The sequence below is a fragment of the Mannheimia massilioguelmaensis genome (assembly GCF_000940515.1).
GTDB lineage: Bacteria > Pseudomonadota > Gammaproteobacteria > Enterobacterales > Pasteurellaceae > Basfia > Basfia bettyae.
This window is the reverse complement of record NZ_CDQL01000004.1, coordinates 14,911-40,063: the sequence shown is the minus strand read 5'-3', so window position 1 is coordinate 40,063 and position 25,153 is coordinate 14,911. Positions and strand designations below refer to the sequence as shown.

The following is a 25,153-nucleotide window of genomic DNA, read 5'->3' as shown; positions in this document are numbered from 1 at the left end:
AGTTCTTAATGTGTATAAAATATAAAGAAATTTATCCGAAGAATTTCGTATCTTGCTTATATATAAAAAGGATATAAATTACGAAAGGTCGCAGATTATACAACTTTTTCCCTAAATGAGCTATTAAATAATGTAGTTACTGAAAATAAGCATATTTTAAGCCACTAGCTAGTGATTGATAATTTTCCATATAAATCAACATAAAAACAATATTTATTTTAATAAAAATAGTTAATTAATATTAATTTTTATAAAAAAATAAAATAATAATAAATATTTTTCAAATAATTAATAACTTCATTAAATTTATTTTTTGCAAACGATTGTATTTTGTGCAAAATATGCTATTTTAGCCAATAAAATTTTAATTGTATTTCATTACTCAAGATAAGCAAGATAGGAGCTATTCTATGGCAAACACGAGTGCAATCTCAAACGTTGCAAAACTCATCAAAGATAACGATGTAAAATTCGTTCTTCTTCGTTTTACTGATATCAAGGGAAAAGAACATGGTGTGTCTTTGCCAGTTAATTTAGTCATTGATGATTTAGAAGATTTATTTGAAGAAGGAAAAATGTTTGATGGCTCATCAGTTGAAGGTTGGAAAGCAATTAACAAAGCGGATATGCTTTTAATGCCAATGCCAGAGACAGCGGTCATAGATCCTTTTGCTCAAATTACTACACTTTCTATTCGTTGCAGTGTATATGATCCAAATACGATGCAAAGTTATGATCGTGACCCTCGCTCTATTGCTACTCGAGCAGAAAACTATCTAAAATCAACAGGTATTGCTGATGCTGCTTTATTAGGGCCTGAACCAGAATTCTTCTTATTTGATGATGTTCGTTTTAGTACAGATATAAACAATGTATCTTATAAAATTGATGATGCGGAAGCGGTATGGAATACTAATCGACGTTATGAAGATGGTAATAATGGTTATCGCCCACTAAAAAAAGGTGGCTATTGTGCAGTATCACCAATAGATAGCTCTCATGATATTCGTTCTGAAATGTGCTTAATTTTAGAAGAAATGGGCTTAGTCATTGAAGCTCATCATCATGAAGTTGCAACCGCGGGACAAAATGAAATTGCCTCTAGATTTAATACCTTAACCTTAAAAGCAGATGAAACACAAATCTATAAATATGTGGTTCAAAATGTCGCATTAAAACATGGTAAAACAGCCTGCTTCATGCCAAAACCATTTGCTGGCGATAACGGTTCAGGAATGCATTGTAATATTTCATTAAGTAAAGATGGAAAAAATGTATTCCAAGGCGATAAATATGCGGGCTTATCTGATACTGCCCTTTATTTTATCGGTGGTATCATTAAACATGCAAAAGCATTAAATGCCTTTACGAATCCAACAACTAACTCATATAAACGTTTAGTCCCTGGATTTGAAGCGCCTGTGTTATTAGCTTACTCAGCAAGTAACCGTAGTGCATCAATTCGTATTCCAGCGGTGACAAATCCAAAAGCGATTCGTATTGAAGCTCGCTTTCCTGATCCATTAGCAAATCCATATTTAGCATTTGCTTCATTATTAATGGCTGGACTTGATGGTATTACTAATAAAATCCACCCTGGTGATGCAATGGATAAAAACTTATATGATTTACCACCTGAAGAATTAAAAGATATTCCTGCGGTAGCCTCTTCATTAAGTGAAGCATTAGATGCATTAGCTTCAGATCATGAATTCTTAGTTCAAGGTAATGTATTTACTAAGGATTTTATTGAAGCCTTTATCAATATCAAACGTAAAGAAGTGGAACGTGTAAATATGATTCCACACCCAGTGGAATTTGAAATGTATTATGCTTAATTGTTAGCAGTTACTAGGCTTTAAAAAGTGCGGTAGAATTTTTCTAATTCAGACCGCACTTTTTGTTTATCGGCATTACACCATAGCAACATAAATAGTCTTTAGGGTTTAAAGTGCGGTGTTTTTTACAAAAATTTATGTATTATTTAAAGTCAAATTCAGCTCCTTGCTCTTTCATTTGCAATCGCTCATAGGCTAAATCGTTTTCTACTAAGGGATTATCTCGTAAATAATTTTCATTAAAGCTTAAGAACCAAGCGTTTGAATGAGGCTCAATAGTGAGAGTTATACTTTCTGCACATTCAGTCGCTTGTCGAGATTTATTTAAGGCAATTGCAATACGCAATAATCTAATGAGATTAAATATGTCTTGGAAATGATAACGTGAGAAATTTCCAATTTCCTCTAATTTAAAATAATTTATTTGATATCGTACTAAAGTCGCTAATAAATTTTGTTGCTCTTTATCAAAACCAGGTAATTCAATATTTGCAAGGATATACGCTGAATGACGTTGTAAATTTTTATGATTAATGACCAATCCAACTTCGTGCAATAATGCTGCCCATAATAAGATTTCTTTAAGCTCGTCTACTTGTTCTGGAACTTGCCAGTTGGTAAATTGTTTCACCAATAAAATTGCACTTTCTGTTACTCGTTGTGCTTGTTCTCGATCAATATCAAACTGTTCTGCCAATCCTTCAGCGGTACGTTCACGAATATTACTAACTTGAAAATTCGATTCCAAACTATACATGACGCCTTCACGTAAAGCGCCATCAGAATAACGCATTTGTTCAATATCAAAGGTATCAAAAACCGCACTTAAAATAGCCAGTCCAGGTACAAAAACATCCACTCGCTCTTCATTTAAACCTATGAGTTTTAACTGATTAAAATGCTGAGACTTTAAGGTTCTTTCTATTAGGAGATCAAGACGACCTGCGGTAATAATGCCATCACTATCAATATTCCCCATAATTACTTGGTGTACTGTTTTAATTGTACCTGAGGAACCTAAAACATGTTTCCAACCGTGCTGTTTATATTCAACAGCCAGATCTTGAATGCGACTTAAGGCAGTCTCTCTCGCTTGATAAAAATTTTCCTCAGAAATCTCTCCATGGGGAAAAAATTGTTGAGCAAAGCTGACACACCCCATATTACGGCTATTCACTAAAAGGGGAGTAAAATTATCACCGATGATCATTTCCGTAGATCCTCCACCAATATCAATCACCAGTTTACGACCTTGTTCTGGCTGGGTATGTGAGACGCCTGCATAGATCATTTCAGCTTCAGTTTCACCTGATATAATTCGAATAGGATAAGGAAATACAGCTTGGGCTTGACGTAAAAATTCCTGATTATTGACCGCACTTCGAAGAGTATAAGTCCCTACTACATTCACATTTTCAGGAGAAAATCCTTGTAAACGTTCAGCAAATAAGGAAAGACAATTTACTCCTCGCGTAATTGCAGCTTGATCAAGCAAATTATTTTCATCTAATCCTGCGGCTAATTGTACTTTCCGTTTTAAACGTGAAAGCACTTGAATAGAGCCATTAACAATACGAGCAACTATCATATGAAAGCTATTTGAGCCGAGATCAATAGCCGCAATTTCTTTTGCTTCTGATATTCCATGAAAAGAACTATGGCTTAGTGCGGTGGCTTTTACTCGTAAAGTATCGTTCTTCATAAAACTCCAAAGTTAAAACTCAAATTGATAGAGAATGTCAACCGCTTGGTTAACACCAGAAACAGATTGCAAATAAAGTTGTGGGCATAATCTATAGCGTAATGTAAACTCAGCTAACCCATCAAATAAGCCAACCCCATATTTCAATTGTAATCTTGGCGTTATATTACCACTAACCACCACTTTAGAGCTATCGCCGACACCTGAAGTACCTAAATTTAGATCTTGAATACCAAAAGCCTCGCCTATGCCACCAACTAACTTACCTGACTTAGCTAATCCTATACCTAATAATGCCGCGCCGACAGAACCACTAGACCCCGCTTCGCCACTATTTTCAAGAGAACGACCTGTAAGTAAGTAAGATAATGCTTGATCCTGTGGTAAACCCGGTTCAGAAAAGACTTGCACCGTTGGAGCATCTGCTAAACCTGTCACATTTACACCTGCGGTAATATTGCTATCTTCCATGGCTTCAGGATTACGAATAGCTTCAATATTTAGCATCGGTTGTGAAGGTAATCCGTTGAAACTAATGTATCCTTTACGAATCAACAAGTCTTGTCCGAAAGAAGCATAACGACCTTTTTTCAAATCAATTTGTCCATATAAGCCAAGTTTTCCTTTTTCTTGTTTTACCATTAGGTTTCCAACAAGTTCAGTTTTCAAACCATAAGCATCAAGAAAAACATCATCGCCAATATTAATTTTTAAATCAGATTTAATCGCCATGCCTTCTGCTTCAGCAGGGAATTGCACGACTCTTGTGCGAGGTTTAGTATCATCTAAAATAATTTCATCTTTACTAACAGATACTGCATGTTCAGGTAAACTCTCAACAATAATACGTCCCCAAGGAATATCAACATTTCCAGTTAACTCTAATAACTTAGGTGAAGCTTTCATTTCTACATTTGGACTAACTTTAAGTTTTGCCATGGTAGGAATATCTAGTTTAAATTCATTGCCTTTAGCATGTACTCGAGCCGTCCAGTGATCAATATCTTTCCAACTTGCATCGCCATCGACTTCTAATCGACTTTCAGATGTTTGTAAATTTCCACGTAGAACAGAATGATTACCGTTAAATCTTAATGTTAGATCGCCACCCGTTAAATCAAAAGGTAAAGCTCTCATTGCAGCTTTCATGTTTTTTACATCAAAATTACCATTAATCAACGGACTATTCAGATCACCAGCAAAGGTTAAGTTAGCCCCTACGTCACCAGAAATATGTTCTGTATTAGCCAACAGTTGATTAGCAAGATTTAAATTTAATCCAGCTATTTTTAATGAACCACTTAGTTTTCGGGATTTAGATAAATCTTGCAACTTCAAATCTGCATTAAGATTACCTTGATTTTGTAAGTTAATCACTGATTTCACTGCTAAATTATTATTTTCCATATTGGCAGTAAGATTGAGTTTTGAAACCCCTAATTTAAATTCTCTTCCTTCTATTTTTTGTGCAAATTTAATCCCATCACTTTTAATTTCAGCATCAAGCTTCATTGGCTTATCAGTAAACCAAGCAACTTTTCCTTTACTATTTAATTGACCTGAAAGTAAATTTTCTTTTTCAGTCAATTTATTCACTAAAGCTAAATCAACTTTTTTAATCTCAAATGGGATTTCTCCTGTGGAGCCGACAACTAAATTTTCAGGAAAACAAAGTTCAATGCTCGGATTATGCCAGCAGTGAGATGAAATTGTTGTTTTACTTTCTTTATTATCATAATTTACGGTAAATTGATTATTGGTAATATTACCAATAGGAGATTTGATATCTGTTTGACTAATCGAACCTTTCCACACTTGTGTACTACGATCAAAAGATCCTGTTAAATTTAACTGTGCAGCAACAGGTTCACCATGACTACGTAAATGTAGTTGATGGTTTTTCTCATCACCTTGAGCAGTTAAAGTTGCATTATTTAGCTTGATATCGCCATAGTTAAATCCCTCAAGAGCAATATTTAAATTGCCTTCTATTTGCGATTCTGAATTGACTTTACCTTGTGCATTAAACTTACCAAGATGGAAATTCTGATATTGAATTTGATTTCCTTTTAGATCAAGATCCAAATGAGGTTCAGCAATGTTGCCAGTTAATACCATTTTACCGTTTACTGAAGCAGATAAATCGGGAACTAACCCTTTTAAATTAGGTGCATTAATATCAAGATTGAAATCTGATTTATCACTTAATATACCTTTTGCTGAAATTTTATTATCTCCATAAGTCAGCAATAAATCAGGTATATTTAATAGTGTCTCTTGGCTTGCTGTGAGGTTACCTTTTAAGCTAAGTGGGCGCTGGCTGACAGTTCCTTTGACATCTAACGTAGGAATTTCCACTTTCCAAGTTTGATTATTTGCCAATCCTGAGCTAGAAATATTTCCTGAAAGAATTGCAGGGAAATCTTTAATATAACCGCCCATATTAATCTTATTCAAGACTGCATCCGTTTTCCATTCTACGCCCTGTTTCCAATTTATATGCCCAACTAAATTAAGGCTTCCGTCAAAAGTAAGAAACTGTAATCTTTCTATAGTCGCTTCATATAATTTACCTTGTCCATCAAAATCAACTTGAGTTTTAGGTATCCCCATTCCTTCTACTTGAGCACTTAATTGCCCTTTATAATCAAGTAAATTTCCACTCACATTTAAATTAATATCTTGCAGTTGTAAAGGCATAGAACCATCAGAGAGACTAAATGGATACTGTGCTTTCTTACCAATTAATTGTAAATCGAAAGGTGTTTTCTCCTCATTAAGCTCAAACTTCCCAGTTAAAAGTGCCTCCATTGCCCCACTAGTAGTGAGAGAAAGTGCGGTCTGTTTTTTCAAATTTCCAGACAACTTGAGTTCAAGTTGACTGTCTGGCAAAAGGATGACTTTTCCTTGCTTCATCTGATTAATATCAGTATGAATGGTTATATCCAATGGGAAATCTTCATTTAGTTGTAATTCACCGCTACCTGTAAGATTGCCAAGATTACTGTTGAGACTTAAGGTTTTTAATTGAACATGATAATCCGTAGCATCTGCTTGTAATTGCATATGAGGAACAGTAATAACTTGTTGTGACTTATCGTCAATAAAGCTTTCATATTTCCAATTGTTACCTTGGATATCTTCAATGTGCATATCAAAAGGTAATATCACTTGCATTACATCACCTAATAAAGGTGGAGTTAACGTTTCTTCAATTTTCGCCCAATCCACAGGCTGAACCTGTTTAGCCTCTTCTGCTATTTGTTTTTCTGCTTTTTCTAACTCAGCCTTAGTCGTTTTAGTAACAAAACTAAAGTCATTAATTTCTGTTGGGAAAAGAATTAGACCTTTTTCATTATCGAGACTAGCTGCGGTTTTAAAATGTCCTAGAATAAGCTGATTAGCATCGATCCCTAAAGCAAGTTCATCTACTGAAACATTTTTTACTGAAATGGAGACGGGTAAATGAATACGCTTCATTGGCTCTGATTCTTTTTCAGGCTCATCTTCTGAAGGGGGTAAGAGTGAAGTATCAATATTGATGATTGGTTTTTGAATACTAATGTCTTCTACGCAAACTTCACCATGCCAAAAACAACTAAAGTCTAGTTTTATATGGGCGTTTTCTACAAGAGTATCAATACCTGGAGATTGAAAACGAACATTATGTAATTCTAATCCCTCTTGCAAGTTACCTGTAATCTGTTCAAAAGATAAATTATCCATCATTTTATCAGTGAGTTTTAATAACTCTTGTTGACCAGATTGATTGGATAATGCACCTATTACACCAATAATAGGAACTAAAATTATTACACTTACAATACAGAAAATACGATAACACCATTTTTTCTTGTTAGTTGGTGTTTTTTCTGGTGGAGATGGTTCTATTGTAGTTGTATTCTCAATATTCTCTGTCATATAAAATCCATAGTCATTCAATCTAACATAAATTGAAAAAAAGCATTATAGTTCTGTACCTAAACCAATATAGAATTGAATATTTTTACTGTTATTTTTATCTCTAATCGGAGTCGCAATATCAAATTTAATTGCACCTACTGGTGATGCCCAACGAACACCCATACCTGCGCCATAATGCAACTCACCGACATTATAAGAATTAGCGGCTAAACCAGCATCAGCAAAAGTTGCTAACCACCAATCAGAAACTACTTGATATTGATATTCTAAAGTTCCTGAAGCTAAACGAGAAGCACCAACCAGTTTGCCTTTACTATTTTTAGGTGACACTTTTTTATAGCCATATCCACGAATACTACGATCGCCACCAGCAAAAAAACGTAATGCAGGAGGAATTCGTTCTAAATGATTAGTATGGAGATAGCCAACTTCACCTCGAGTTAAAAAACGATGATTAACGGCAAAGGTTTTTATCCATCCTGCTTTAGCTCTAATACTAAAAAAGTCTACATCAGACATCCAGATTTTATGTCCAAAATCAGCGGTTAAGCTAATCGTATCGGCTCGGGTGGCAAATAATCCCCCAGAAGTTCTTGCACGGCTAACAGATGCTGTGGGATAAACTAATAAGGTTTTTTCTTCTTTCTCCGCAGCTTGGGTAAATTTATCATAACGCATTCTTAACCCTAGTGAATATTGCCATCCTGTCGGATTATTCCAATAACGTAATCCAGCAAAAGTCGCCGCTAATGATTTGGTATCCGTATCATTATCATTTTCGTTTTCAACACCCGCAGAATATTCATAATAATATAATCTTGGGTTTTTCAATAATGGCATTTTATATGTAATTTCAAAGGTTTGCTTTGGAGATGAAACATAAAGATTAGAATGTAAACTATGACCTCGGCTATTGATCCAAGGACGAGTCCAACCGATTTTTGCACGAGGCCCTACATCTGAGGAATAACCTAACCCGACTTCCATTGCATTTTTACGTTTAGGGTACATTAATACATGCAAATCCACAGTTTTGCTATCTTCATGTAATTCAGGACTCACCATCACAGATTGAAACCAACCGCTAGAAGTGTAATTGTTAGTCATTTCAGAAACATCATTAATCAAGTATTTATCACCTGATTGAATTTCTAACATATTACGCAGATAATCTTCACGAATTTGAGAATGTTCAAAAGTAATGTTGCCATAGCGGTATCGAACGCCACTATTAAAATCCATTACCCACCAAGCTTGTCGTTTTGATGGCATAACTTGTAGTTGATGAACAGGGAATTGAGCATCAAAATAGCCTCGTTGGATAGCTAATTTTTCTAATGACGATTTATAATTTTCATAGGCTTCATGATTAAGTGCGGTACCATTTTCAGGAATTTTACTATTTAATTTTTTAAAATAATCATCATCTACAGCGTCTCCAGTGATCCGAATATCTGTTCCTGTAAGAAGTGTTGGCTCACCAATATCTACATGTGCAACTAATAGATCTTTTACATTTTTACGAGGTTGCAGATCAAATACTACGGAACTATCATAGTAACCATAAACACGTAAAGCTTTATCAATATATTCCTTTACATTATTTTGATAGCGTTCAGAACCATCAGCAGTGTCTTTATCTAATGTGTCTAAATAAAGACGAACATTTTCTTTTAATTCTTTATTCTTAATACCTTGAACACTCAGTTCAACTGTCTGCTCAGCAAAGCTAGAATTGCAAATAAATGCAAAAAAAATAATCCTAATAACTAGAGATAAATGTTGAGTTAAACGGTTCATAATATAGCCAAAATGTGTCACACTTCCCTTGATAATAAACTACTCTAGTTTACTCGGTAAACTAAAAGTTTAGCAATGCGAAAATATATGATTTTTCGACAAATTCTCATATTTTTTGTTAATTTATTTGGGGAGTTCTTATTAAAATTACGAATTAATAATTAACTTACTCAATTACAGACAATCGTTCAATTAAAAAGTGCGGTAAAAAATAGGGAAATAAAAAAGCTAATTGCAATTTCAATTAGCTTTTTTATAAATACGACATTATGAACCTTTATATTCCAGGTAAAGAACCGTGGCAGCCACACGTGAATGTACATTTAATTTACGTAATAAATTACGAATATGCACTTTCACTGTTTCTTCTGAAATAAATAATTGGGTAGCAATTTGCTTGTTTGAAAGACCCGTTGCAATCAATTGTAGAACATCCATTTCACGATCTGTTAAAGAATGAATAGGCTCATGGGCTGGATGACGCTCAACCAATAAACTCTTAATTGAATCACTCAGGATAATCTCACCTTGAGCAATTTTTTTAATTTGCGTTAATAAAACTTCAGGCTCAGTATCTTTTAATAAATAGCCATCTGCACCCGCATCAATTAAAGCATAAATATCCGCTTTAGAATCAGATACAGTTAAAATAACGATACGAGCATCAACCCCTTCTTGACGTAAGACTTTTAATGTATCTAAACCTGACAGACCTTTCATATTTAAATCAAGAATAATGAGATCAGGCAATGTTTTCATCGCAAGCTCGACACCATCATTACCACTTCCTGCATCACCGACAACTTCAAATTGATCATCCAGTTCAATAAGTTGTTTGATACCACGACGAATAAGCGGATGGTCATCAATTACAATAACTTTTGTTTTTTCACTCATATTAATATCCAAATATTATTTAAGTCATTTCATTTGATTATAAAACAATATTAATTAAGATTCTATACTGTATGTGAATGACTAAACGGCAGAATAAGGAGTTTATTATGTTGCATTTTTAATTGATAAAATTGAGGATAATTAAAATCTCGTTTTATTATTTTGTAATAGTTACCTTTATTATCAAAGCCTGAAGCGTTGTAAATTTGGCTAATTTCTCTGATTTTTTGTGCTTTATCGCCCTCACACTCAAAGTACACTTCAATACGATTATTTTCATCTAAAATATAAACATTAAATGAATTATCTTCATTATCTTCAAAGAAAAATTGTAAAAAACCTTCACTGGCAAATGCTTCTATTTGATGTGGGTAATATGGAGGCTGTTCGATTTTTTTAACCGATGATTGTGTTTTATCTTCTAGAGCCTGATCAATAATTACATTGGGATCTTGTAAATGATCAGCTAATAATGAGCGTTCTTGAAAGAAAAATTGCCAATTTTTACCTGCAACACGTAACACATGATTATTTGTTTTCGTAATATTGGTTGTTCCTAACTGAATACTAATACATTTATTGATTAAATTAGAAACGAGTTCTGTTAACTCATTTTGATAGTACTGGCTATAACAAAAGACATTAATGAGTTCAGGCGTAGTGGAAGCTCGATGAATTTTACTAGAAAGTAATTTTAATGTGGATAAAATGGCTTTATTTCCCTCAAAGTGTAGGGTTTTAATTTCATTCCATTTATTTCGATAAATCAGGTCAACACTGCCAATTAAACTGTCATTTTCACCATCTAAACTAAACAAATCACTTTGTTGAATTTCTGATTTCTGTAAACCGATTCGTTTGGTTGGATCATCAGTCAAATTAACCATAACAGCTAAACTGCGGATCTCACAAGGGTGATTTAATTCTTCATTAGTAGCTGGTGGAACACAAACAGGAAAAGACTCATGAAGATCTTCAATACACTGCTTCAACTTGCTAAGACTTACTGATTCACTAGAAATATGAATAGTAGAAGTCTTGGTAAGTAGTCGATTAAAATAAGCCCATGCAACTAGTTTAATCAACATAACATTATATTCACTATAACGTTGCTGTGATGTTAACACTACTGATGGCATTTGATTAACCACATACCAACCAGGTTTCACACCATTATCTTCATTCACCTCAATAAAAGTTAAATGCTCTTCTGATAAATTCCAGGCTAATTTAGGATTCATTAATGTTACCTTGCCTGGCAAGACTTCAAAAGCACTATATAATTTACGTGTCAAAATACTAATATCTTGAGGAGCAATACTCGCATCTACATTATGTTTACGTGCAAAATTGACTAAATTACGGTAGCTTAACATCAACACACGAATTAATTTATTATGAGTTTCTTTAGCTTGACGAATTTTCCAATCAGGTACCGCATTTAAGTACTTAATCGTCTCTTCATTCCAATGCCATTGTTCTGTCAATTTTTTTAATAATTGAGCACGCCAAGGTGCAAGAGGTCGAATACGAATGGTTTCTGTCACTTTTATATAAAAACAACGACGTACAAAATCTAGCCGTTTCTCATCTTTCAGATTAGTCAAATAATCTGTTACTCGATGAAGCATTGCCATATAAGCATCAAAACATTGTTCTTTAATATTGTCTGAAGTAAAAAGTTTTTGTTTAAATTCTCGGGAAATTAATTGTGTATTTGGGTATTCCCAGGAATATGCTTCAAGCAATAGAATTTTTAGGACAGATTTATACGGAGAGTCAATTCCTTTATATAACTGCCATAAACTTGCACCAAAATATTCATTAGCAGAAAAAGAACCTAGCCCACCGAAATCAACCCATTCGGAACGATTAATTTGTTTTGTTACGACTAAATTTCTTACTTCCTGCTCATATTCTTTTTCATTTTCTACATTTAAATGCAACCACAATAACGGTTTTCCCGCTAAACGAATAGCAGAACGATAAAATTCGTCTAACAGCAACATATATTGTGCTGAACCACTATTTTCAGCGGATAATTCATTTGCATAACGATAACTATGGAAACGAGATTCATCCATCAGGAAAAAGTTAATATCGGTGTTCAATTGTTTTGCCCACAATTTTAATAACGTTGCTTTTTGACGCAACTTACTGAGAGCATAAGGCGATAACATTGGGCTATGACATATCCACGTATCTAAGTCTGATTTCGTAGTCTGTGAAATAGAAGCAATACTACCCATCACATAAATACCATAAATAGGCGTTTTTTCACTTTGATGGAGTTGTGAAAGCTGTTCTAATTGAGTAAAAAATTCTGGATAAAACGAATAATCTGTAAGAAAGCTTTTTTGATAATCGGAAATTTCAAAGTTAGCCACACCCGCAGGTGCATCTACGACATAACCTGGTAAATCAGGATGGTTAAGATGCAACAGTAAGCTAATTAATTGGAAAACATGTTGGAAGTCTGTCGTTGAGCCCGCAAGTGCTCGTTCAATGCGTAACTCATGCAAACTTAATACTTGTTTTTTGGCAAACTCAAGATCGTATTTCAAAATATATCCTAAAGGGAATAGACGACTTGCTACTCTATCACTGCTTATAATTTAAATCAAACTGGATCCTGTAAATCTATCAAATAGACTGACATTTTAAAACAACAGTGATAGGATATACTCATTTGAAATATCGACAATAATAATCTTATTTTATGAATGAAAAACAGAGTTTAAAAATAGCAACACGCCAAAGCCCTTTAGCCTTATGGCAAGCAAATTATGTTAAAAATCGTTTAACAAACTTATATCCAGATTTGCAAGTGAAATTAGTTACCATGGTGACTAAAGGCGATGTAATTTTAGATACCCCTTTAGCTAAAATTGGTGGAAAAGGATTATTTGTCAAAGAACTTGAACATGCTTTATTAAATCATGAAGCGGATATCGCTGTGCATTCAATGAAAGACGTACCGATGCAATTCCCAGCAGGATTAGAATTATCTGTGATTTGTAAGCGTGAAGATCCTCGTGATGCGTTAGTCTCTAATAAATATCATCATCTAGATGAATTGCCTAAAGGTTCAATTGTAGGTACCTCAAGTTTACGCCGACAATGTCAGCTAAAAAAATTACGCCCTGATTTAGAAATTCGTTCATTACGAGGTAATGTTGGAACACGTTTAAATAAATTAGACAATGGTGAATATGATGCAATTATTTTAGCTTCTGCAGGATTAATTCGTTTAGGCTTGTCAGAACGTATTGCCTCATTTATTGAAATAGAGCAGTCGCTACCGGCGGCAGGTCAAGGTGCAGTAGGCATTGAAAGTCGAGCAGATGACAGCCGAGTGAAAAAATTATTGGCACCATTAGCAGACCAAGAAACAACAATTTGTGTACTTGCTGAACGAGCCATGAATAATCATTTACAGGGCGGTTGCCAAGTACCTATTGGTGGTTTTGCTCAAATACAAAATAATCAAGTTTATCTACGTGCTTTAGTTGGCGCATTAGATGGTTCTCAAATCATCAGAGCTGAAGGCAAAAGTGCGGTAGAAAATGCAGAAAATTTAGGTGTGCAAATTGCTGAACAACTTTTGGCACAAGGTGCAGATAAAATTTTAGAAGAAGTTTACCAAGGGTAAATTATGGCAGTACTCGTGACTCGTCCTGGTGAAAAAGGAACACAATTAGTTGAAATGTTAAATAAATCAGGTGTTGCCGCATTACATCTGCCTTTTTTTACCATCACCGCAGGTCGAGAATTAAATGAACTGCCAAATAAACTTATCCAACTAAAAGCAAATGATTATGTCATGGCGGTTTCTCAAAATGCGGTAGAATATGCAACAGAAACCTTGCACAATACAGGATTTCACTGGCGTGCAGATTTACAATACTTTGCAATTGGCCAACAAACAGCTATGCATTTTTCAAGTCTAAGCGGACAAGCCGTTCATTATCCTTTTCAGCAAGAAAATAGTGAAGGTTTACTCGCTTTACCTGAAATGCATATTTTGAAAGGTAAGACGGTATTATTACTACGAGGTAATAGTGGACGTGAATTATTTCCTGAACAAGTACAAGCTCGTGGTGGTCAGGTTGAAATTATTGAATGTTATCAACGCCAAGCAATTATCTATGATAATTTAGAACAAACGAGTATTTGTAAACGTTCTGGAATTCAAACTATTGTTGTAAGCAGTGGAGAACTTTTAAAATCACTAATTGAATTTGTGCCAGCCTCAGAGCAAAATTGGTTAAAAAGTTGTCAATTAATTGTAGTGAGTGCAAGAATTGAGAAAATGGCTCGCCACTTTGGTTGGACAGACGTTGTGGTGTCACCAAAGGCTGATAATCATACTTTATTACAAACCCTACTAACGTTAATTTCTTGAAATAAAAGGTTATAACTATGACAGATAAGCAAACTGAAACTGTGGAAGACGTGGAAAGCGTAACCGTTCAGGATGAAAAGGAACAAATCAAAGCTGAAAGTTCCGAAAAAATAGCGAAAAACAACCGCACTCCAGAGCCTGTCGTTGTCAAAAAAGGTGGGGCTGGTTTAGGCTTCCTTGCATTATTAGTCGCTTTAGGCGTAGGCGGTGCTGGTTATTACTTTGGTCAACAGCAAGTTGAGCAAATTCACCAAAAACTCAATTCACTAGAAGGTCAGAAATCAGTCGCTGTAGCTGAATTACCTAACTTAGATCAAACAAAATCTGAAATGACCAATTTAATTCGTCAAGGCTATCAGGATAATGCGGATAAAATTACCGCTCTACAACAAGCGCTAACAGAAAAAAACCAAGCCCTTTTGGACCTACAAACTCAAATTAATCATATAAAAAATACTGTAAATGCTCAGCAACCAAATGATTGGCTGTTGTCCGAAGCAGATTTTCTATTAGGAAATGCATTGTGTAAACTGGTTCTTGATAGTGATGTTGATACCAGTATCTCACTATTAAAATTAGCGGATGAAGCATTAGAGAAAGTTGGCACTGCACAGGTTTCAGCAGTAAGAACGGCTCTGAATAATGACTTAAAACAGCTACTCGCAGTAAATAATATTGACCAAAATGCAATCATGCAACATTTGTCACAATTAGCCAATAGTGTTGATGAATTAACGGTGTTAAATGTTGATTTCGATAACCAACAAAATGATACCAACGTATCAGATTCAGTTAATGATTGGGAAAGCAACTTAAAGAAAAGTGCTTCTTCTTTTTTAAATCACTTTGTTCGGGTAACGCCAATCAATTCTAGTAAAAAAGAGCTATTAGCACCAAACCAAGATATTTATCTACGTGAAAATATCCGTTTACGCTTACAAATGGCAATTTTGGCGGTTCCTCGTCAGCAAAATGACTTATATAAACAATCTATTGAAGCGGTAAGCTCTTGGGTAAGAAGTTATTTTGATACCAATACAGAAATAGCGAAAAACTTTTTAAAGAGCTTAGATGAATTAGCTGAACAATCTATTTATGTGGATGTACCAGATCATTTAAACAGTCTAACTGCATTAGATAAATTATTAAATAAACAAGTACATGAGGTAAAAAAGGTGGAGTTATCAGTAGATAAAGATCTCACTGAAAAAACAGAAGCAACACCCAATATGCCACAAACAGAAAATGGAACTCCTGCTGAGAAAAGCAGTGAAGAGCCTAAACAATAAGGAACAAAATTATGTTTAAAGTATTATTTTTAATGCTTGCCTTATTAGCTGGTTTGATTGCAGGTCCATATCTTTCAGGCAAACAAGGCTATGTATTAATTGCAACCAGTTCACACAATATTGAAATGTCAATTACCACATTGATCATTTTCTTTGTGATGGCAATGGCTATTGTATATCTTTTAGAATGGCTAGTAAGTCTTTTCTTTAAATGGAGCAATAACAGCTATAACTTTTTTTCTAAAAGAAAACGCATAAAAGCACAACAACAGACCCTTGAAGGTCTAATGCGAATGAATGAAGGAGACTATTCTAAAGCAGAAAAACTCATTGGTAAAAATGCAAAACATTCTGCAGAACCTATCCTTAATTTTATTAAAGCGGCAGAAGCAGCTCAACAACGAGGTGATGAATTCAGTGCTAACCGTTACCTCATTGAAGCCACAGAATTAGCAGGTTCAGATAATTTACTCGTTGAATTAGCAAGAACTCGAATTTTATTACAACAAAACAAATTACCTGCGGCTCGAAGTGCGGTAGATAGTGTGCTAGAAATGGCGCCACGCAATCCAGAAGTCTTAAAATTAGCTACTGAAATTTACTCACGTTCAAAAGCATTTGCTGCATTAGATAACATTCTAAATAATTTAGAAAATAGTGGTTTATATTCACAACAAGAATTTATTAAATTACAACATCAAGTTGAAGATGGCTTACTTGATGAAATTATGAATGAAGATGGAGCTGATGGCCTATTAGCATGGTGGAATGATCAATCTCGTAAACGCCGTAATAATTTTTATGCGAGATTAGGTCTGATTAAACGTTTAATTGATTGTAATGATCATGATTCAGCTTATGAATTGACCTTAGATGCGGTGAAAAAAATAGATGATAATCGTGATTTAAGTGGAGAATTATTTAATGTGATTACTCGCTTACAAGCAACTGATAGCAGTAAACTCATGAAACTTCTTGAAAAACGTGCATCTTCAACCTCATCAGAAAATCTATGTGCATTAAATCGAGCTTTAGGTTATTTATATGTACGTAATGATAACTTCTTAAAAGCCACTGAAGCCTTTAAAAAGGTAATTGCTTGTTCAGAAAAACTGGATCCGAATGATGCGACTATGGCAGCTTACGTATTTGAACAGGTACAAGATTTTGATGCGGCTAAATCAGTACGCGAAACAAGCTTAAAAACGGCTATGGCGGTGGATAACCTAAAAACGGAAGAAATTGTTTTAGAGCCTCCTGCATTCTTACCTGAATCGGTGGAAAATAAACCTCAAGAAACAGTGAAAACCGCTCAATGGGTAAGTAAGTAAATTAACATATAAACAAAATGCCAGCTTGACACTGGCATTTTTTATATCAAAGTGCGGTTCAATTCAGAAAAATTTTTGATTATCTGACCGCACTTTTACATTGAGATAATAACCGTTTATAGAATAAAACGGCTTAAGTCTTCATTTTCTACAACATCATTTAAAGCATCAGAAACATATTTTTCATCAATAACGACTTTCTCACCCGAGCGTTCACTCGCATCAAATGAAATACCATCCATTAAACGTTCTAACACTGTATGTAAACGACGTGCACCAATGTTTTCAGTTTTCTCATTAACACGGAAGGCTGATTCTGCAATTTTACTAATACCATCTTGTGTAAATTCAATATCCACCCCTTCAGTTTTCATTAATTCACGATATTGTAAAGTTAATGAAGCATTTGGCTCGGTAAGAATTTGTTCAAAATCTTCCTTAGTGAGAGATTTTAATTCTACACGAATTGGTAAACGACCTTGTAATTCAGGTAATAGATCTGATGGACGCGCTACTTGGAATGCACCTGAACAGATAAACAGAATATGATCCGTTTTTACCATACCATGTTTGGTATTCACTGTAGAACCTTCGATAATTGGCAGTAAATCACGTTGTACCCCTTCACGAGAAACATCGGCACCACCATGCTCACCTTTTTTACAAATCTTATCAATTTCATCAATAAACACTATGCCATGTTGTTCAACCGCTTCAATAGCTTTCTGTTTAAGTTCTTCAGTATTGACTAATTTTGTGGCTTCTTCATCAATCATCACTTTTAACGCATCTTTAATTTTCATTTTGCGTTTTTTACTTTTATTTGGCGACATTCCTTCAAATAAAGATTGAAGTTGAGAAGTCATTTCTTCCATGCCTGGAGGTGTCATAATTTCAACACTCACGGGTGTAGCAACATCGATTTCAATTTCACGATCATCTAATTGCCCTTCACGCAGCTTTTTACGAAAAACTTGGCGAGTGCTTTCATTATTATGCTCTTCTGTATTACCCCATTGATCTTTAGCAGGTGGAAGTAATACATCTAAAATCCGCTCTTCAGCGGCATCTCGAGCTTTCATACGATTTTTTTCAACTTCATGTTGACGGACTAATTTCATGGATATATCCGCAAGATCACGGATAATGGAATCGACTTCTTTTCCAACATAGCCCACTTCAGTAAATTTAGTTGCTTCAACTTTAATAAATGGCGCATTAGCTAATTTTGCTAAACGACGAGCAATTTCAGTTTTTCCCACACCTGTTGGACCAATCATAAGAATATTTTTAGGCGTAACTTCTTGGCGTAGATCTTCAGGTAACTGCATACGACGCCAACGATTACGTAATGCAATAGCTACCGCTCGTTTTGCTTCATTCTGACCAATAATATGAGCATCTAATTCAGAGACAATCTCTCGTGGAGTCATAGACATAATTTATCTTCCTAATTCAAAAATTTTTTAAAATCTGACCGCACTTTCGTACGGAAATGTTATTTTAAAGTTCTTCAATAACATGGTTATGATTGGTATAAATATCAATATCACCAGCAATGACTAAAGCTTGTTTAACAATTTCAGCTGCGGTTAACGTATTATCAGTGCGAAGTAATGCAAGCGCTGCAGATTTTGCATAGTTACCGCCAGAGCCAATCGCCAAAACATCAAATTCAGGCTCAATAACATCGCCACTGCCTGAAACTAATAAAAACTCACTTTCATTAGCAACAATCATCATCGCTTCTAAACGACGTAAAGCACGTTCTGTACGCCATTCTTTTGCCAATTCTACGGCTGCTTTAACCAAATGCCCCTGGTGTAATTCTAATTTTTTTTCAAATAAGTCACGTAAAATAAAAGCATCAGCAGTTGAACCAGCAAAACCTGTAACAACTTTATCTTTATATAAACGGCGGACTTTACGAACCGTACCTTTTTCGACACAATTACCTAAGGTTGCTTGACCGTCACCACCAATAGCGACTTTACCATTCTTACGAACGCACACAATTGTAGTCATATTCTTTCCTTTATTATTTGATGATTTCTTTTAAAATGGGGCTGAATTTAAGCTTTTCAAGCTAACATAAATGAAAATTCATTTAATAATTGACTTTGATAGACAGAGATAAAAATTAGAAAGGAAATAGATTAACTTTTTAAGAACAAGGCAATAAAGCACATTCCTTGCTTAATGGCAAAGAATGTGCATTTTATGAAAATATTATTTTGTGACTAGTAGTTTTAAAGCTTGATATACCACTTGGGCTTTATCGCCAGATAAAGCTTGCTTATCTTCATCAGATAACACAACCGCACTTTGATGACCATATGCACTTAATTGCATATGATATTTGCCACTTTCAAGTGAAGGTTTAGAGAGGCCTAAACGTGCCCAAATTTGGTCATCTACTTCTTTATATTTTAGCTCTCTATAACCGCGTCCAACAATTTCTTGTTTTATTTCAAAACCTAATTCGGGTAAAACCGAACCTAATTTATCCCAAGATTGTTGAAAATTAGAAGTTAAACCTAATGCGGTATGTCTATTAACATCTGTTATGATATCCGCAGAAATAGGCCCTGTAGAAGGAGCAGTAACAGGCGGTGCAGTTTGTTCCATCTGCGTAGTATAGGCTTGGTTCAATTTACCAATAAAAGCATTTAAACGATCGGATGTATAACGTTGTTTCTCAGGCACTGATGGCGTAAAAATAATCTCTTTACGTTTTGCTGCCAGAATTGCGACTGTTAATGCATTGGCCTCTTTATTTCCTAATTGTTCAATTTGATAACGTAATTGTACATCCTTATCTTGAGAAGGCGTCCAATCTGTGACAATTTGATTCTCTTTTGAGGTAAAAGTAATATTCTCTTCTGATAACAAACGCTCTATTTGTTTTAAGTTATATACCGTGTTTTTATTAGCAGGATAAACAATGGAAGCTTGTTCTCCATTAAATTGTGCAACAGAATTTCCAATAATTGACATTGGCATTGAAGGTGGGCGAATATCTACTGCAGAACCCTTACTAATATTTGTAGTGGGTAATTGATATTGATTATTTTGACCAACGATGGTGACACCGCCCGTTTCTAATGGGGAAAAATGAATCTGAGATTCTGCATGTTTTTCATAGCTATCATTCGCATATTGACGAGTTTCATCACTTGAGCATGCTGTTAAAGCGGTGATAATTGCAACAGATAAGAGCCATTTTTTCATAAATAATCCTTTTAACTTTTTATCATTTCTTAAATATACCGCACTTTGACTTTAAAAACTGTAAAAAGTTTAACTTTTTCAAGGCTTCTCAACAGATTTATGCTTTTCAAAGTGCGGTTTAATTTAAAAAAATTTAAAGTTTAGGCATTAAAATACACCTTGTGCTAACATCGCATCTGCCACTTTCACGAACCCTGCAATATTAGCGCCTGCCACATAGTTAATATTACCCTGACCATCTGAGCCATATTTTTTACAATTTTCATGAATATCTAACATAATACGATGAAGTTTTTGATCAACCTCTTCTGCTGTCCAATATAAACGTTGTGAACTTTGCGCCATTTCTAAACCAGAGGTTGCCACCCCACCAGCATTAGCCGCTTTACCTGGTCCAAATAATACTCCTGCTGTTTGCAAAGCCTCTGTTGCTTCAATTGAAGTTGGCATATTAGCCCCTTCTGCGACCAATTTCACACCATTGCTAATTAATAATTTAGCATCAGCAATCTCTAATTCATTTTGAGTGGCGCATGGGAGTGCAATATCTACTTTTACTTCCCAAGGGCGTTTACCTTCAACATATTTTAAACCGAATTGTTCTGCGTATTCTTTAACTCGACCACGTTTTACATTTTTGATTTCCATTAATGTTGCCAATTTTTCAGGCGTGAAACCTGCTTCATCATATACATAGCCGAGCGAATCGGAACAGGTTACTACTCTGGCACCTAATTGCATGGCTTTCTCTATAGCATATTGTGCAACATTACCAGAACCTGAAATTGCAACAAGTTTATCTTTAAAGCTATCCGATTTTTCCCCCAACATCGCTTGTGCAAAATAGACTAAGCCATAACCTGTAGCTTCGGGACGAATTAAGCTACCACCAAATGACAACCCACGACCAGTAAACACACAGGCTGCTTGATTAGATAATTTTTTCATATAGCCTGCAAGATAACCGACTTCTCGAGCACCTACGCCAATATCGCCTGCAGGGACATCAGTATCAGCACCAATATGACGGTATAATTCTGCAATTAATGCTTGGCAGAAACGCATTACTTCCGCATCTGATTTACCTTTTGGATCGAAATCTGAACCACCTTTCCCACCACCAATAGGCAATGTAGTGAGTGCGTTTTTAAAGGTTTGTTCAAAACCTAAAAATTTTAAAATTGAAAGATTAACAGAAGGATGAAAACGCATTCCACCTTTATAAGGACCAATAGCACTGTTATATTGCACTCGAAATGCACGATTAACTTGGACATTTCCTTTATCATCCGTCCATGCCACACGAAATTGAAATGCACGTTCTGGCTCGACTAATCGTTCTAATAATGCTTCTGAACGATATTTAGGGTTCTCTTCCAAAAACGGCCAAATGGATGTAAATACTTCCCGTACAGCTTGTAAAAATTCAGGTTGGTGAGGATCTTTTTGAGCAACATTAGCCAAAAATACCTCTAATGATGATACGACTTGAGACATGATAAACTCCTTGTTGTGTTTGCTTTTTTATATAAATAAATGAAGTTATAAATAATATGCAATAAAAATTAATAGAAACACAATTAATTTATCAAAAAATTATCATTTTTTATAAATGAGTAAATAAAATATAATAAAATTCATTATTTTTAAAAAATATATAATCAATAAATTTTTTCCCACAGTAATCAGAAAATCAGCAAGAGTTTAAACTATCGTTTTATACAAAAAAGCTACCTCTTGAATTTCAAGAGATAGCTTTAATCAAGTCTGAAGATAAACGTTAAAGTTATGCTCGATGACTGACTATTACACGCAAACTATCCAAACGCCAAGTGGCTTGTTGAATTTGTATGAGTGATTGTTGACGAATGTACTCAAGTGTATCAATTTCATCTTGGCGAATATTCTTATTAACTCGTTTTAAAGCATGAAGGCGATCAAGTTCACTTGTTAATTGATGCTGTGCAGTTTGTTGCGCTTGATGAATAAGATTTTGTGCCTGTTCAGCAATATGTTTATCCCCCATCTTAATCATCAATTCAATATTCGTACGAGCCATTTTTACCACATTGTTAGCCATACTCTTCTTAATTTGACGTAATTGTTTTTCTAGCGCTGACCAAGCAACCTGTGGTGCAAGATTATTACCTTGACGATCTAACAATAAACGTACTGGTGTTGGTGGTAAAAAACGACTCAGCTGTAGTGCTTTCGGCGCTTGAGCTTCCACCACATAAATAAGTTCTACTAATAATGTTCCTTCAGGAAGGGATTTATGTGGCAATAATGATACGGCGGTTTTACCAAGATTACCTGAAGCAATCAAATCAATACCATGTTGTATCATAGGATGATCCCAAGTTAGAAATTCAAATTCTTCTCTAACCAAAGCTAACTGTCGGTCAAAGGTAACCGTAACCCCCTCTTCTTTTAAACCTGGAAAATCGGGAACTAACATTGTGCTAGTTGGCGTAATCACAATAGATTTTTCCCCTAAATCCTCTTGTTCTACACCAATTACATCAAATAAATTTAAGGTAAAATTGACCAGTTCAGTGGAATAATCTTCCTTCTCAATCTCTTCTGCCAATTGCTGTGCTTGCTCTCCACCTCGAGAATGTAATTCTAATAAACGATCCCGGCCTTTTTCTAAGGCTTGTTTTAAGGTTTGCTGTTGCTGGCGTGTTTCCATAAGAAATTCATCAAAACCAGTCAAATCAGTGGGATGATTTAAAAAATTTGATAATTTCTTACCGCACTGTTCAAAAATTGCCATTCCCATTGGGCAAGTTTCTTCAAAAGCATTTAAACCTTGATGATACCAACGAGCTAAGACCATTTGTGGAGAATCTATAAAACATGGCACATGAATTTGAATATCTCGAGACTGTCCAATTCGATCTAAGCGCCCGATGCATTGTTCTAACAAATCAGGATCAGCAGGCAAATTAAATAACACCAAATGACAAGCGAACTGGAAATTCCTCCCTTCAGATCCAATACTTGAGCTTAATAATACTTGAGCACCATCAACTTGTGCAAAATAAGCTGCTGCACGATCTCGTTCAACAATAGACATTTTTTCGTGGAAGACCGCACTATAAATGCCTTCTTTCTCACGTAAAGCTTGTTCTAATTGCATAGCAGTATGTGCATGCTGACAAATCACTAATACCTTTTCTTCACGATGATTTTTCAAAAAATGAATTAACCACGATAAGCGGGGATCAAATTCCCACCATTTAGCCTCTGAATTCATTTTTTGGAATAACTGTTCTGGGTAAAACAAACCATCATCCATTTTCTCACCTAACATTTTGAGAACCTTAATAGCGTTGCTATATTGCGCTGGCATCTCTAATGCGACTTGATGATATTGACGATGCGGAAAACCTTTTATACTTTGACGAGTATTACGGAATAACACTCGACTAGTACCATGGCGATCAATAAGCTGATTGATTAACTCTTGTCTCGCAATAAAACATTGTTGTGGATTATTTTGTGAGTGAATACGAGTCATTAATAATTCACATGGCTCATCTAATACATCAATAATATACTTCTGTTGCTGGGTGGTTAATTCTGCATTGGTCAATAAAGCTTGCACAATATCTGCCACAGGTTGATATTGCTGTTGTTCAACTAAAAAAGTCTGATAATCATGAAAGCGAGCTGGATCTAACAATGCTAAACGGGCAAAATGGCTTTCTGGCCCCAATTGTTCAGGGGTGGCAGTTAATAAAAGCACGGCAGGAATATTATGGGTCAGTTGTGCAACCAACTGATAAGGTAAACTGGCTTGTTGTTCAGAACATGCTAAATGATGTGCTTCATCCACAATCAGCATATCAAAATGGCTTGCTAAAATTTGTGAAACACGTTTAGGTTGAGAAATAAGCCAATCTAAAGAACAAATAATAAAATTTTCGCTTTCAAAAGGATTAGATTCTTCATCATATTCATTTGCGCTAAAATCACTCGCTCGTTCTTCATCAAATAGCGAGAAATGTAAGTTAAAACGACGTAACATCTCTACCAGCCATTGATGCTGTAAGCTTTCAGGCACAATAATTAAAACACGTTCAACTTTACCTGAAAAAAGTTGCTGTTGCAGAATCATACCTGCTTCAATAGTTTTTCCTAAACCAACTTCATCAGCAAGTAATACGCGAGGATGAATACGCTGTCCCACTTCTTTAGCAATATGTAATTGATGAGGAATTAATCCCGCACGAACCCCTCGTAATCCACGTAAAGGAGACAAAAATTGAGCCTGTTGTTGTAACAATGCCTGATAACGCAATGCAAAACGATCACTGCGATCAATTTGTGCAGTAAATAAACGATCTTGAGGTTTACTGAAAGTAATCTGATGAGCAAGGGCGATTTCTTTAAATAATCTTTCTTGTTGACTATCCTCTGGCATAACTAAATAGCTTAATAGTCCATCCTCTTCTAACACATCTAACACTTTTCCTTGCCAGCCTTGGTGATGGCTAACAATATCATTTTTCTGAAATATCACTCTTATAAGAGGGGCATTAGCCACGGAGTAAATACGTTGCTCATCAACTGCGGGAAACATAATCGAAATCGTACGATTATCTACCGCAGTTATTATTCCTAAACCGAGATCACTCTCACTTTCACTTACCCAACGTTGACCAACTGCAAAGGACATCATGCTTTAACCTACACAAAAACAATAAAATATGTAAAGGGGCGTATTCTAA

General features: G+C 35.1%; 15 protein-coding genes. 5 read left to right on the top strand and 10 right to left on the bottom strand.

Going from position 1 to position 25,153, the window contains the following annotated elements; translation table 11 throughout:
• Positions 1-410: 410 nt before the first annotated feature.
• Complete coding sequence (gene glnA, locus BN1226_RS01560; protein ID WP_044469693.1) at positions 411-1,838, top strand: type I glutamate--ammonia ligase; 1,428 nt, start codon at positions 411-413, stop codon at positions 1,836-1,838.
• 142 nt (positions 1,839-1,980) lie between these two features.
• Here glnA and ppx read toward each other — a convergent pair whose 3' ends face one another.
• The 5 genes from ppx to BN1226_RS01535 form a co-directional block, all read right to left on the bottom strand.
• Complete coding sequence (gene ppx, locus BN1226_RS01555; protein WP_044469692.1) at positions 1,981-3,540, bottom strand: exopolyphosphatase; 1,560 nt, start codon at positions 3,538-3,540, stop codon at positions 1,981-1,983.
• Positions 3,541-3,552: 12 nt separating this feature from the next.
• Positions 3,553-7,461, bottom strand: a complete 3,909-nt coding sequence (gene tamB, locus BN1226_RS01550; protein WP_044469691.1) for an autotransporter assembly complex protein TamB — start codon at positions 7,459-7,461, stop codon at positions 3,553-3,555.
• A gap of 45 nt (positions 7,462-7,506) precedes the next feature.
• Positions 7,507-9,264, bottom strand: coding sequence for an autotransporter assembly complex protein TamA (tamA, locus tag BN1226_RS01545; protein WP_082041896.1), 1,758 nt, complete (start codon positions 9,262-9,264; stop codon positions 7,507-7,509).
• Positions 9,265-9,531: 267 nt separating this feature from the next.
• A complete protein-coding gene (locus BN1226_RS01540) occupies positions 9,532-10,161 on the bottom strand; it encodes a response regulator (protein ID WP_044469689.1) in 630 nt (209 codons plus the stop codon).
• A 62-nt stretch (positions 10,162-10,223) separates the two neighbouring features.
• A complete protein-coding gene (locus BN1226_RS01535) occupies positions 10,224-12,725 on the bottom strand; it encodes a class I adenylate cyclase (RefSeq protein WP_044469688.1) in 2,502 nt (833 codons plus the stop codon).
• 155 nt (positions 12,726-12,880) lie between these two features.
• Here BN1226_RS01535 and hemC point away from each other — a divergent pair, with 155 nt between their 5' ends.
• The 4 genes from hemC to BN1226_RS01515 are packed head-to-tail and all read left to right on the top strand — an operon-like array spanning position 12,881 to position 17,186.
• The gene (hemC, locus tag BN1226_RS01530) at positions 12,881-13,813 is read left to right on the top strand and encodes a hydroxymethylbilane synthase (RefSeq protein WP_044469687.1); all 933 of its coding nucleotides are present in this window, start codon (positions 12,881-12,883) and stop codon (positions 13,811-13,813) included.
• Positions 13,814-13,816: 3 nt separating this feature from the next.
• The gene (locus BN1226_RS01525; protein WP_005761310.1) at positions 13,817-14,566 is read left to right on the top strand and encodes a uroporphyrinogen-III synthase; all 750 of its coding nucleotides are present in this window, start codon (positions 13,817-13,819) and stop codon (positions 14,564-14,566) included.
• 17 nt (positions 14,567-14,583) lie between these two features.
• Positions 14,584-15,855, top strand: coding sequence for a uroporphyrinogen-III C-methyltransferase (locus tag BN1226_RS01520; RefSeq protein WP_044469686.1), 1,272 nt, complete (start codon positions 14,584-14,586; stop codon positions 15,853-15,855).
• Between the two features lie 11 nt (positions 15,856-15,866).
• Positions 15,867-17,186, top strand: coding sequence for a heme biosynthesis protein HemY (locus BN1226_RS01515; RefSeq protein ID WP_044469685.1), 1,320 nt, complete (start codon positions 15,867-15,869; stop codon positions 17,184-17,186).
• Between the two features lie 116 nt (positions 17,187-17,302).
• Here the strand turns inward: BN1226_RS01515 and hslU are convergent, their stop codons facing one another.
• The 5 genes from hslU to rapA all read right to left on the bottom strand — a co-directional run bounded on the left by hslU (position 17,303) and on the right by rapA (position 25,101).
• Positions 17,303-18,628, bottom strand: a complete 1,326-nt coding sequence (hslU, locus tag BN1226_RS01510) for an HslU--HslV peptidase ATPase subunit (protein ID WP_204204310.1) — start codon at positions 18,626-18,628, stop codon at positions 17,303-17,305.
• Between the two features lie 61 nt (positions 18,629-18,689).
• On the bottom strand, positions 18,690-19,211 hold the full coding sequence (gene hslV, locus BN1226_RS01505) for an ATP-dependent protease subunit HslV (protein WP_005761269.1): 522 nt from the start codon (positions 19,209-19,211) through the stop codon (positions 18,690-18,692).
• A 204-nt stretch (positions 19,212-19,415) separates the two neighbouring features.
• Positions 19,416-20,417 (bottom strand): outer membrane protein assembly factor BamC, encoded by a 1,002-nt coding sequence (gene bamC / locus BN1226_RS01500; RefSeq protein WP_044469683.1) that lies wholly within the window; start codon positions 20,415-20,417, stop codon positions 19,416-19,418.
• A 147-nt stretch (positions 20,418-20,564) separates the two neighbouring features.
• Complete coding sequence (gdhA, locus tag BN1226_RS01495) at positions 20,565-21,914, bottom strand: NADP-specific glutamate dehydrogenase (RefSeq protein WP_044469682.1); 1,350 nt, start codon at positions 21,912-21,914, stop codon at positions 20,565-20,567.
• 289 nt (positions 21,915-22,203) lie between these two features.
• Positions 22,204-25,101, bottom strand: a complete 2,898-nt coding sequence (gene rapA / locus BN1226_RS01490; RefSeq protein WP_044469935.1) for an RNA polymerase-associated protein RapA — start codon at positions 25,099-25,101, stop codon at positions 22,204-22,206.
• Positions 25,102-25,153 lie beyond the last annotated feature (52 nt).